The sequence below is a fragment of the Bacteroides sp. AM54-2NS genome (genome assembly GCF_003602935.1).
Classification (GTDB): Bacteria; Bacteroidota; Bacteroidia; order Bacteroidales; family Bacteroidaceae; genus Bacteroides; species Bacteroides xylanisolvens.
The window spans coordinates 199,906-212,644 of the sequence record NZ_QTMZ01000006.1; the positions used below are offsets into that span (position 1 = coordinate 199,906).

The window sequence follows — 12,739 nt, forward strand, 5'->3', positions numbered from 1 at the left end:
TAGAATAAAATCTGTGTTATCGTGTATCTGTGGTGAAAGGTTATTTATTAATCTTCCCCCACGTATCTTTCAACCCTACTGTGCGGTTGAAAATCAGTTTTTCCGGGGTTGATTCTTTGTCGATATTAAAGTAACCGATCCGTTGGAACTGCAGGTAGGAGAGTGCAGGCAGGGTAGCTGCGAACTTCTCTATGTAGCAGTTGGGCAGAACTTTCAATGAGTCCGGATTGATGATTTCTTTCATGGCTTCCAGTGCTTCGCAATTTTTAGCTTCGCGGATGGCAGCCAGTTCGTCACGTGGGTTTTCCACTTTCCACAGGCGGTCGTACAAACGTACTTCTGCTTGCAGGCAGTGATTGCAGCTTACCCAATGGAGCGTGCCTTTCACCTTGCGGTTTGCGTCCGGCATACCGCTACGGGTATTAGCGTCATATTCGCAATATACCTCTGTTATTACGCCGTTTTCGTCTTTCTTGCAACCGGTGCATTTTACGATATAGGCATTTTTGAGGCGTACTTCCTGTCCCGGTGTCATGCGGAAATATTTCTTGGGAGCGTCTTCCATGAAGTCTTCGCGTTCCATCCACAGTTCACGGCTGAATTCGATCAGGTGGCTTCCTGCTTCCGGGTCTTCCGGGTTGTTGATTGCTTCCAGTTCTTCAACCTGTCCTTCCGGATAGTTGGTGATGATTAGTTTAACCGGGTTGATCACTGCCGATACACGGGTGGCACGGCTGTTCAGGTCGTCCCGAACGGAGCTTTCCAACAGGGCGATGTCGTTCAGGGCATCGTATGTGGTATATCCGATTTTATCAATAAATTTATGAATAGACTCCGGCGAATAACCGCGACGGCGGAAACCACAGATAGTCGGCATACGGGGGTCGTCCCATCCGTTTACTAGTCCTTCTTTCACCAGTGTGAGCAGGTTACGTTTGCTCATCAGGGTATAGCTTAGGTTCAGTTTGTTGAATTCAGTCTGACGAGGACGGTTGTCGTTCAGGTCTTTTCCTTCTTTCAGCCAGTCGATGAAGAGGTCGTAAAGAGGACGGTGTACCACAAATTCGAGTGTACACAGCGAGTGAGTTACTCCTTCGAAGAAGTCACTCTGTCCGTGAGCGAAGTCATACATCGGATAAGCCTTCCAGGTAGTACCTGTACGGTGGTGCGGGTGTTTCACTACACGATAAATAATCGGATCGCGGAAGTGCATATTCGGGTTGGCCATATCAATCTTGGCACGGAGCACCATAGCACCTTCTTCGATCTCGCCGCTATTCATTTTCTTAAAAAGTTCGAGGCTTTCTTCGATAGGACGGTTGCGGTAAGGGCTTTCCACACCCGGTTGGGTAGGAGTACCTTTTTGCTGTGCGATCAGTTCGGAGCTTTGTTCGTCAATATATGCTTTTCCCTCCTGGATCAGGCGGATAGCGAAGTCCCATAATTGTTGGAAGTAGTCGGAAGCGTAGTATTCGTTTCCCCACTGGTAGCCCAACCATTGAATGTCTTCTTTGATAGCTTCTACATATTCCACATCTTCCTTGGTCGGGTTTGTGTCGTCGAAACGAAGGTTACATACACCGCCGTGTTTTTCTGCGATGCCGAAATCAAGGCAAATAGCTTTGGCATGGCCGATGTGAAGGTAACCGTTAGGTTCGGGCGGGAAGCGTGTCTGCACTTTTCCACCATTTTTACCTTCTTTCAAGTCTTTCTCTACTGCCTGTTCAATAAAGTTCAAGCTTTTCTTTTCGCCTGCTTCTTCGTTTTTAATATCTGTCATAACGGTTAATGTTATCTGTATTTAGGCTACAAAAGTAGGACATTTTTTTTATTTAACCGGAATATAACCGCTCTTTTTTATAATGTCCTGTCCGTCGGACGAGAGAATAAACTGAATCAGGGGTGATACTTGTTTCTTATTTTTTACATTGTAGTAGTAATAAAGCGGGCGCACGATGGGGTAGGTCTTATTGGTGGCGTTCTCTACCGTAGGCGTGGCATAGTGGGTGCCGTCGTATGATACGGAAAGCGTTTTGACACGGGGAGATACGTATGCCAGTCCGACATATCCGATGGCTCCTTTGGTTTGGCTGACAGACTGGATGATGGCACCCGTTGCCGGCATGGAAAGGCTGCTTGCCATGTAGTTTTTATTTTTCAGTACGCTCTCTTTGAAAAATTCGTAAGTACCGGACGATGTTTCGCGCGAGTAAACCACTATTTTGCGATCGTCTCCGCCTACCTGTTTCCAGTTGTTTATCTTCCCCCGGAAAATGTCTTCCAGTTGTTGGCGGGTCAGCTGCTTTACCGGATTGGAGGGATGCACCACCACGGCAAGAGCATCGTAGGCTACAATCACTTCGTCTACTTCTTCTCCGGCTCCTTTTATTTTCATCTTTTCGCTGAACTTGATCGGGCGGGAAGCCATTGCGATGTCCGTTGTATGATCCATTAAAGCGGAGATACCTACACCGGTTCCGCCACCGGTCACTGTGACACGGGCCTCCGGATGCTGGTTCATAAACCGCTCTGCTGTCTGTTGTGCGACAGGCAGTACCGTATCGCTACCTTTAATACGTTGTGCGTTGGCACCGAGCGAGAGTAAGGAAAGGGCGATTAATAAGTTTCTTCTCACTTTCATATTTCTTCGTTTTATTAACGTTGCAAATTAAGCAATCGGATATTACATTTTCATTTCATCCGGAGTGGAAATGGTACTTGTAACACAAACGTAACATGATTGAAACATTTCCTTCAAACGTTAGTCACACCTCCTTAATAAAGAGACGCTTTCTTTGCATCAGAAATCATAGCAGGTATATGAAAAAGGTATTTGAAAAGATTATAGAAGGAATGTTGACTTGTAGCGGCTTTGTGACAAGTATTACTATTCTGCTGATTGTACTCTTCCTTTTCACTGAAGCTTTCGGGCTGTTCAAGAGTAAAGTGATTGAAGAGGGATATGTGTTGGCGCTGAATAAGAGCAACAAGGTCAGCGTGTTGAACCCCGCACAGATAAAAAATGTTTTTGACGAAGAGATTACAAACTGGAAGGAACTCGGTGGGGAAGATCTCCCTATCCGGGTTTTTCGTTTGGAGGACATAACGCAGTATTATACGGAAGAGGAGTTGGGACCTGCTTATGAATATGCAGGCGATAAGATTACGGAGCTGGTGGAGAAAACACCTGGCATCGTAGCTTTTGTTCCGCAGAAGTTTATTGTTCATCCGGACGCGGTACATTTCATAGAGGATAACACTATTTCCGTAAAGGATGTATTTGCGGGTGCCGAATGGTTTCCTACGGCCACTCCGGCTGCTCAATTCGGCTTTTTGCCGTTGATTACCGGGACGTTGTGGGTGAGCCTGTTTGCCATCCTTTTTGCTTTGCCGTTCGGGCTGTCGGTTTCTATCTATATGTCTGAAGTGGCAAATCCGAAAGTGCGGAACTGGCTGAAACCGATTATCGAACTGTTGAGCGGTATTCCTTCCGTTGTTTATGGCTTTTTCGGATTGATTGTCATTGTTCCGTTGATTCAGGAATTGTTTGATCTTCCGGTGGGAGAGAGTGGCTTGGCGGGAAGTATCGTACTGGCTATTATGGCATTGCCTACTATTATAACGGTGACGGAAGACGCGATGCGCAACTGTCCGCGTGCGATGCGGGAAGCGAGTCTGGCATTGGGCGCTTCGCAATGGCAGACGATATATAAGGTAGTGATTCCTTATTCTATTTCGGGGATTACATCCGGTGTGGTACTCGGTATCGGACGTGCTATCGGGGAGACGATGGCAGTATTGATGGTGACGGGTAATGCGGCTGTGATTCCGACAACGATCCTTGAGCCTTTGCGTACCATTCCGGCTACGATTGCGGCCGAACTGGGAGAAGCCCCTGCGGGAGGACCTCACTATCAGGCGTTGTTCCTGTTGGGTGTCGTACTGTTCTTCATCACATTGATTATCAATTTTAGTGTGGAATATATTTCCTCTAAAGGATTAAAACGTAGCAAATAAGATGGAAATACGGAGTAATAATAAAGCTAAACACCGTTCGCAGAAAATTGCTTTCGGGATTTTCCGGCTGTTGAGCCTTTGCATTGTACTGATATTGTTTGCAATTCTGGGATTTATCGTCTATAAAGGAATCGGCGCTATCAGTTGGGATTTTATCACTTCGGCTCCTACGGACGGGATGACAGGTGGCGGTATATGGCCGGCCATTGTCGGTACTTTCTATCTGATGGTGGGGAGTGCGCTGTTCGCTTTTCCGATAGGGGTGATGAGCGGAATTTATATGAATGAGTATGCGCCGAAAGGTAAGTTGGTACGCTTTATCCGAGTGATGACCAATAATTTGAGCGGTATTCCTTCCATCGTATTCGGATTGTTCGGTATGGCGCTGTTTGTCAATTATATGGGATTTGGTGATAGTATTTTGGCCGGTTCTTTAACATTAGGTTTGCTTTGCGTACCTTTGGTCATTCGGACAACGGAGGAAGCTCTGAAAGCCATTCCCGACAGTATGCGTGAAGGCAGCCGGGCCTTGGGGGCAACGAAGTTACAGACGATCTGGCACGTCATTCTGCCGATGGGGATGCCGAACATTATCACAGGGTTGATTCTTGCCTTGGGACGTGTTTCGGGAGAGACGGCACCGATTCTGTTTACTTGTGCCGCATACTTCCTGCCACAACTGCCAACGGGTATTTTCGATCAGTGTATGGCATTGCCTTACCATTTGTATGTGATTTCCACGAGTGGAACGGATATGGAGGCACAATTGCCGCTGGCTTATGGTACGGCATTGGTGTTGATTATGATTATCCTGTTCGTGAATCTGCTGGCCAATGCATTGAGAAAGTATTTTGAGAAAAGAGTAAAAACAAACTAGATTAGTATATGGATACAGTGAAAATAGATGCGCGTGATGTGAACTTTTGGTATGGAGATTTTCATGCATTGAAGGGTATCAGTATGCAGATTGAGGAAAAGTCGGTTGTCGCTTTTATCGGACCGTCCGGTTGCGGTAAGTCTACTTTCCTCCGGCTTTTCAACCGGATGAATGATTTGATTCCTGCTACCCGTCTGGAGGGAGAAATCCGTATCGACGGACATAATATATATGCGAAAGGGGTGGAAGTGGACGAACTCCGCAAGAATGTAGGAATGGTGTTCCAGCGTCCGAATCCTTTTCCGAAAAGTATATTCGAGAATGTAGCTTACGGACTTCGTGTTAATGGAATAAAAGACAATGCTTTCATTCGCCATCGTGTGGAGGAAACGTTGAAAGGAGCGGCTCTTTGGGATGAGGTGAAAGATAAGTTGAAGGAGTCGGCTTATGCGTTGTCCGGCGGACAGCAACAGCGGCTTTGTATCGCCCGTGCGATGGCTGTCTCTCCTTCGGTATTGCTGATGGATGAGCCTGCGTCTGCACTCGACCCTATTTCTACGGCTAAGGTGGAGGAGTTGATCCATGAATTGAAGAAGGATTATACGATTGTAATCGTTACGCATAATATGCAGCAGGCAGCCCGTGTCAGTGATAAGACGGCGTTTTTCTATATGGGCGAAATGGTGGAATTCGATCAGACGAAAAAGATATTCACCAATCCGGAGAAAGAGGCTACCCAGAATTACATAACGGGACGCTTCGGGTAATTCGTGAAATCCGTGCCTGAAATTTATTTCTGAAATGTCATTAGCAGAATATTAATCATTTATATATAATAGACTATGGTAAAGTTTATAGAATCGGAACTTATCCTATTGAAGAAGGAAATTGATGAAATGTGGACCTTGGTGTACAACCAGCTTGACCGTGCCGGAGAGGCTGTGTTGACCCTCGACAAGGAGTTGGCTCAACAAGTGATGGTTCGTGAGCGTCGGGTGAATGCTTTTGAATTGAAGATAGATAGCGATGTGGAAGATATTATCGCATTATATAATCCGGTGGCGATTGACCTCCGTTTTGTATTGGCTATGCTGAAGATCAATACGAATCTGGAACGCTTGGGCGACTTTGCGGAAGGTATTGCCCGCTTTGTACTTCGTTGCAAAGAGCCGGTGTTGGATGCGGAATTATTGAACCGTCTTCGTCTGGCAGAGATGCAGGCAGAAGTGTTGTCGATGCTGGAACTGGCGAAGCGTGCCTTGAATGAAGAAAGCAATGATTTGGCAGCGGGAGTGTTTGCCAAGGATAATTTGCTGGATGAAATCAATGCGGATGCGACAGGTATTCTTTCTGACTATATCATCGAACATCCGGAAGCTGTACATACCTGCGTAGATTTGGTCAGTGTGTTCCGTAAACTGGAACGTTCGGGAGACCATATTACCAATATTGCCGAGGAGATTGTTTTCTTCATTGACGCCAAAGTGTTAAAACATCGTGGAAAAACGGACGAAAACTACCCGGAAAAGTAATTTTTTGCGGATTTTTAAACAGAAATTAGGGCTCCTTAAAAAATTATCCTATATTTGTCACCTATAACGGACAAGTTACAGGAGATTTTGCTTCAAATGATAATAAATCCAAAGAATTTTCAAAAAGATGTTATATGACATGTTTTATAATTTGGATAGTATCGGTAAAACCGCCTATATTTGCACCGTTATCCTGAAAACAATCTTTTTACCTTAAAAAAAAACTAATACCTATTGAAAACTGAAAAATGGAGCTTTGTGAAAAGCCCCATTTTTTTTGCTCTTATTGATGATAGTAAATTGGCGTTCTACAATACTGTGAGAGAGGATTCTTCTTGATATTTTGTTAGCTAAAGCCTTGTAAGCACAAAATTGAAGTACGAGTTTGAATTACGAAATTGAAGCACAGAAATGAATAACAAGGCTCAAACGGGACAGATTTTTTTTAATGAAGTACAGGCTAAGTTTAATTTGAGAGAACCCAAATCAAACAAGCCTACTAATATCTATTTGGTATGCAGGATAGATAGGAAGCAAATAAGACTTTCTACGGGTGTTAAGGTATATCCAGAACATTGGAATGTGAAGAAGCAAGAGGCTTATATCGGTTGTAGGTTAAGTGAACTTGATAATCTCAATAATACTATTGTTAACACGAAAATAATTGAGATTAAAAATCGCTTTCTGCAATATAAGCGTTATCTTTGTGACAATCCCAACGAAATCGGAAATAGTGTTAAGATATTAAAGAAGTATATACAAAGATACTATGGAGAAAGAAAAGCAAAATATAAATGCAGTACATTGGTTACGTAATACATTAGCTTTAGATAGAACTATAAAAGATAGTACAAGAGCTGATTATGTGAAACAAATAAAGTTCTTTGAAGCTTTTCTGAATGAAGTAGGTAAATATCCTATTAGTTTTAGTGATATAAATTTACCATTGATAAAGGATTATGAATCTTATCTTTTTAATAAGGAAGTTGGTAAAGGTAAAACAACGAAAACTACTACGGTTGGTAATAAGGTAGAGAAGATAATATGTATTCTTAAAAGAGCAGAGCAGCAAGGCATGATTGATATTCACGAATCCAAACTGGACAAGTATAAAAAGCCCCAAAGTAGACAAGGTGATGAAAATGAGATTTATTTAACGGAAGATGAAATAGATAAAATATATGCTTTGCGCTTAACAGGAAGGGAAGAAGAAGTGAGAGATTTGTTTGTATTACAATGTTGGATAGGGCAACGCTTCTCTGATACGCAAGCAATTAATGAGGGGATTATAAAGGAAGCGCCTAATGGTAAAGGGAAAGTAATAGAAATTGTGCAAGAAAAGAAAACGCATAGAGTATCAATTCCTCTTTTACCTGTTGCTATAGATATTCTGAATAAGTATAAAAATGGTTTTCCTATTTATACCAATCAAACAGCTTTGAACTATTTAAAGAACATAGGTGAAAAAGCAGGTATAACAAGATTACATAATGTAACAGAGGATAGGGGAGGAGAAGTTGTTACAACACAAGTGAAAGCATACGAACTAATAGGAACGCATACAGCAAGACGTTCCTTTATCTGTAATATGCTAAAACATGGCTATGATAGTCATATTATAATGAAGATAACAGGACATAATGATGCAAAGTCTTTTAAGAAATATGTAAGATTAACCTCTGAGGATGCCGCTTTACTAATGTTGGAAACAGAATCTACAAAAGTAAGGCAATCTGATAAAGTACCTACTACTATTAGTCAAGAAGGTAACAAAGAAGCCATTAATATTTTAAAACAGTATCAAAATACTATAAATGGTATTACGTTCGATACTCTGTTAGACACTCAATTTTTTGCGTCTAAAATCAATAAGGCTGCTGAACTACAATCACAGGTAGGTCATTTGAAAAATGGGAAACTGTGTAGTTATGACAATGAAATCACGTCTCTTATAAGCGAGATAGAAAAATTCTCCCAATCTTCCACTTCTGATTCTGATGTGGCAAAACAATATGTGAAACAGTTATCTGTTGGGAAGCAATCAGACTTGCATGACAGTTTTAGAGAAATGATTATCGAGTGCGTTAAAATTGGTATCAGTAAGGATGCAATTATGCAGTTTGTCAATAAGGCTTTGGAAATAAGCTTGTTAGATAAGGAAAGATTCACCAATATAAAAGAAATCACTACAGCCTTATTGGATAAAAGGAATCAGGGCTGACAAGCTTTTTAGGAAATCAAGGCTTCTGGTAAGCCTGAACATCATATTCTCCCCAAACAGATACGGCTGTAAGGAGGTATGATAAAATCTCATTAACTGACGTTAACTGATAGTCTGGATTAATGTAGCTAATCCGGACGAAATCAAGCATTTACGAGAAATAATAACCGTAGAATTTGGATGTTATCAGTAAAATGGTTTATCTTTGCAGCAGTTAAATGATTAACTCATATTGTTGATGAGTAAGCATTGAACAACCCGCTCTTTGACATCATGTACAATCCGACCCCAGCACCTCGGTGCTTTAAGCTATCGCTTTTTGCTTGGAAGTGATAAGCTGTGGCAATTAGTTCATAATTGTTAATATTATTAATTAGGCAATTCTCGGATTGCCGGGTATATATGAAGGTGTAAGTATGCCCGCTCTTATATACCGCCCGCTTAATAATTTTAACAAAATTGAAGTTTATGAAGCTTTTAAATTTAGGGAGCGCAGAAGCTCCCAAGTGGTACTTTGTTACCACAGTGAATTTTAATGGCGAAGAACAGGAAATCATTCTTGCCTTCACCGATTATTCTATCAAACGTAAAAACTTTGAGAAGAATAAAACCTATGAATCTATAGATAAGAGTAAGCTCTTGCCGACTCTGGTTTGCTTATGTGACGCAAAACCATTCTACACAGAGAATGTTCCTCTATACGATTACGTTGGTAGTAAAATAGAGAATCTTCCCGATAATGCTCCGGCCGTAATGGTCTATCTGGATAAAGCCGACAATGTTAACTTGCTCGGTTTGACGGATGAGCCACTGCAAGCTGAATTAGTGGAATGTGATAGTGTTGCCGACGCTTACCGCAGAGTAGCAACAACTGCATATTTCTCTCAATGTCCTTCAAAGGATGAGTGGATAGGATATGCCGGAATTGTAACGGGAGATGAATTATTACTGAATATCCGCAGCTTCGGTGAGAAGTACTCTATTTCCGGTACTGCCGTACAGGGATATTTTGGTATAAGCACTACTGTTTCTTTATTACAAAGCAAAGCCCTTGCTATGAATTCTTCTCTTTTTAAAGAAGAATATAGAACTTATGCGCAGGCAGAGCAATTGATGAAGGCAACAGTACAAGCCTTTGGCGTGAAAGCTGCAAAACAAACCAGATATATTAAGGCCATTAATTATTGCATCTCGCAATATGACTTTGATACAGTCTGTAATGTGTTAAACAGCATTGAAGCAACAGAGAAGTTGCGGATTGAAGCAGCTAAGTGCGAAGATAAAATTAGCTGTATTCAGCACTTAATCATCGAGCGAGTTATTGAGATGCGTAACGCTCAACAGCAATAAGAATAACCGGATTGTACATGATACATAAAATAAGAGGCTGTCTCAAATTGATTTTGAGTTCAGCCTCTTTCTGTTTGTTTACAATATTCCTCGAATCTCAAAGCCATTCTTCCGGCCGTTGGCGGTCGGTATCTTGACAGAATGAATCTCAAAGAATTCATTGAGGTCGGTCGCCTTCGGTGACTTGTCAATGCCCAACCTGTCATATACAACACGTAAGGTTTGCTGAATATCAGCAGTTAATATCCTGTCTCCGATGTGAATAGTGCCGTGTAATTCATGACGAATCTTATTTTTGGTTTTCATGATATGGATTTCATTGAGCAGTTTCTTCTCCTTATAATTCAGAGCTTTAATCCTGTCAACGCCCAAAGCCTCATAATAATACCTCAATTCTGGATATTTGCTTTCCAGTGTTGACATTGCGAGATTGACAATCAGCCTTGCTTGGCACGATATTCACAGTATGCCTGCATCCTGTCTACAAATGGCTCCTTTTTGATTAGATGTTTCAACTGTTCTTGGTAAACGGCATAAGTTTGATTCTCACTGACATCGAAACTACTATCTTGGAGCAGTTTCTTTACAATTACCCCATTCTGATAATTGAACTTCTGGACATCAAAACAGTATTGCTCATTTACATAGGCTAAACGGTTGAAAACAAATTCTCCTTTCTGTTCATCGTACATTGTATATGAATCCTGATATTTTACATTGTCGGGGATTCTCCTAAAATCCTTGATACGTTTGGCTCTCAATGCTTCACCGGCATTGTTGTTGTCTCTAATCTCGTCAAGTGTCACATTGACCTTCCGGCACAGATGCTCATTGAATGTCTCCTGCTCTACCTCCTCTGCATTGACATTGTAAACGAAGGTGAGGAACTGCCTGAAGGGGTTGCATGCCAGACGCTGCCTGCCTGCAATCTGTACCAGTTCCGTTGCTATATCAACCGCAGTGTTCGGGCGATTACAATCGCTAATGACAAAAGTTGCGGCATTGGTGGAGTAGAAATCACAGCCCGCATAAGCGGTGGAAGTACAGAAGGTGAATTTCTTGTGCGTCTCCCCCTTCAAGGGAATTCTTCCCCGTTTGAATCCTTCCCCAATCCTTGCAATCTGTCTGTCGTTATTGTCAGAATTACCTACAATGATATTTACTTCTTCCGGATTGAGTTCTGTTTGTTTAATAATGTTCACAATATTATTTACACTATTGAGAAATATAACACATTCTTTGGAGTAAATCCTTTCCCCATTAACATACACAGAAGGATAATTGCCATTCTGATAGTAGCGAACTATTTCCAATGCTGCATTGATAGGATTCTTTGTGCGTTCTCTATATACTCTGACAATATCCTTTTCTTCCCAGTCAAGCTGATAGTAATTCATATCCTTGAAGTGGTCAATCTGTTCCAGATATTTGTCAAGAATTGGAGTTGCCGATAAGAATGTAACATACGGAAACGACCTTGAATTATCCAAAAAGTGCAATTCTATTTCAGACTGAAACTACTATCTGCCAACAAGCACTGGAATTCATCCACTACTACACGCCAATCTGATTTATATTTAATACAGCCAATCAATTTATACACGGAATCGTAGGAGACCAGAATCTTGGGAAGCTCCGCAGTCTGCAAATATGCCTCAATCTCTTTGGTGTCCACCCCGCCAATTACAAGCAAGGTATCAGGGTATTGTTCATGTTTGTTTTTCAACAGCTCATTGCGAGGGCTGCATATAATAGTTTTATGTTCATCTGTCAGTGCGACTGTAGTTGCTCCACAGCCGGGTATCTCTTTATTCAAAATACCATTAGGAAGTTCAAACGGTTTCCCGAATTCTTCTATGAACTTCTCCCGTTCGGTTAAATACTTGATATTTGCCGGAATTTTAATCATTTCTTTCTTCATAAGTTAAGTTAAAAGTTAATTTGACTGGAATAATCTAATCTAGTGTTGTCCACTTTATAGAGAATTTTTATCTTTAGTATAAGGGAGTCATGGTAGAAATATTGGACAGTCACAAGAATAATAAAACTGATACGCATCAGGTCGAATTATACCCGTTTAGGGTATCTCTAACATGGAATCGGAATAATTTTGAGGATTATATTTGGGGTGTTTCCCATTGTCCTGATATTGCAAAGGTAATTAATATTCCGACAGTAAAATCATGAATTGTGGACAATCTGCAAACTTTATACTGATACTGTCATAAGTCCGTCATTCTATAGGGGAGTATGTCCTAAAGGCCAATAATGGCATTTGAGAGTGATATATATTACTGGTAAAGTTCCTTTTGATACCCAACTCAAAAATATAGGTACTTGAAATTCATACCCCCACCCTTTAGATTTAGGCAGTGTTTCTATTTAGACTTTATACAGCTATAGAGTGAAATATTTGATTTGTCAGTGAGCATATCAGATGTATATCGTGCATAAGCCCCTTCTATTACCCAAAACACCCCATACCAATCATTAGGAAAAATGAAAGGATTACATGAATTGCTATTCAGCCCACAAACCTTTTGAACTTCTTAAATGTGCGGACTTATCAACGATTTGTATATGTCTACATATAAAGATGCACAAAGGAAAGTGATAAGAAAGAACTTCATGTTAAGCCCTCATTTTGTCCTTAAATACACTATTTACTAATCTATTATTATGCGTATGGAGAATTTAAAGATTTTATTGACGTTTGGAATAATTCTAATTGTGCCAGTAGTC

At 41.3% G+C, this 12,739-nt stretch carries 10 protein-coding genes and 1 pseudogene; 6 read left to right on the forward strand and 5 right to left on the reverse strand.

The window, feature by feature from the left end; all coding sequences use genetic code 11:
• Nucleotides 1-40: 40 nt before the first annotated feature.
• Nucleotides 41-1,780 carry a glutamine--tRNA ligase/YqeY domain fusion protein gene (locus tag DXA05_RS06225; protein ID WP_117809572.1) on the reverse strand — a complete coding sequence of 580 codons (1,740 nt, stop codon included), beginning with the start codon at nucleotides 1,778-1,780 and terminating at the stop codon, nucleotides 41-43.
• 48 nt (nucleotides 1,781-1,828) lie between these two features.
• The gene (locus DXA05_RS06230) at nucleotides 1,829-2,641 is read right to left on the reverse strand and encodes a PstS family phosphate ABC transporter substrate-binding protein (RefSeq protein WP_128858922.1); all 813 of its coding nucleotides are present in this window, start codon (nucleotides 2,639-2,641) and stop codon (nucleotides 1,829-1,831) included.
• A gap of 179 nt (nucleotides 2,642-2,820) precedes the next feature.
• Between DXA05_RS06230 and pstC the strand changes: the two genes are divergently transcribed.
• The 6 genes and pseudogenes from pstC to DXA05_RS06260 all read left to right on the forward strand — a co-directional run bounded on the left by pstC (nucleotide 2,821) and on the right by DXA05_RS06260 (nucleotide 9,997).
• Nucleotides 2,821-4,017: a phosphate ABC transporter permease subunit PstC gene (pstC, locus tag DXA05_RS06235; RefSeq protein ID WP_128858923.1), complete on the forward strand. Its 1,197-nt coding sequence runs from the start codon at nucleotides 2,821-2,823 to the stop codon at nucleotides 4,015-4,017.
• 1 nt (nucleotide 4,018) lies between these two features.
• Nucleotides 4,019-4,894, forward strand: coding sequence for a phosphate ABC transporter permease PstA (pstA, locus tag DXA05_RS06240; protein WP_074559002.1), 876 nt, complete (start codon nucleotides 4,019-4,021; stop codon nucleotides 4,892-4,894).
• 8 nt (nucleotides 4,895-4,902) lie between these two features.
• Complete coding sequence (gene pstB, locus DXA05_RS06245) at nucleotides 4,903-5,661, forward strand: phosphate ABC transporter ATP-binding protein PstB (RefSeq protein ID WP_074559003.1); 759 nt, start codon at nucleotides 4,903-4,905, stop codon at nucleotides 5,659-5,661.
• 75 nt (nucleotides 5,662-5,736) lie between these two features.
• Nucleotides 5,737-6,426 (forward strand): phosphate signaling complex protein PhoU, encoded by a 690-nt coding sequence (gene phoU / locus DXA05_RS06250; RefSeq protein WP_004317629.1) that lies wholly within the window; start codon nucleotides 5,737-5,739, stop codon nucleotides 6,424-6,426.
• Between the two features lie 411 nt (nucleotides 6,427-6,837).
• A pseudogene (locus DXA05_RS06255) lies at nucleotides 6,838-8,647 on the forward strand (site-specific integrase).
• Nucleotides 8,648-9,115: 468 nt separating this feature from the next.
• Entirely contained in the window at nucleotides 9,116-9,997 is an 882-nt protein-coding gene (locus DXA05_RS06260) for a hypothetical protein (RefSeq protein WP_118496795.1), read from the forward strand.
• Between the two features lie 78 nt (nucleotides 9,998-10,075).
• Here DXA05_RS06260 and DXA05_RS27170 read toward each other — a convergent pair whose 3' ends face one another.
• Genes DXA05_RS27170 through DXA05_RS27180 form a run of 3 tightly spaced genes read right to left on the reverse strand, consistent with a single transcriptional unit; the run spans nucleotide 10,076 to nucleotide 11,906 of the window.
• Nucleotides 10,076-10,420, reverse strand: coding sequence for a hypothetical protein (locus DXA05_RS27170; RefSeq protein WP_284515444.1), 345 nt, complete (start codon nucleotides 10,418-10,420; stop codon nucleotides 10,076-10,078).
• Between the two features lie 14 nt (nucleotides 10,421-10,434).
• On the reverse strand, nucleotides 10,435-11,487 hold the full coding sequence (locus DXA05_RS27175; protein WP_284515445.1) for a hypothetical protein: 1,053 nt from the start codon (nucleotides 11,485-11,487) through the stop codon (nucleotides 10,435-10,437).
• A gap of 11 nt (nucleotides 11,488-11,498) precedes the next feature.
• Complete coding sequence (locus DXA05_RS27180) at nucleotides 11,499-11,906, reverse strand: hypothetical protein (RefSeq protein WP_284515446.1); 408 nt, start codon at nucleotides 11,904-11,906, stop codon at nucleotides 11,499-11,501.
• Nucleotides 11,907-12,739: the final 833 nt, after the last annotated feature.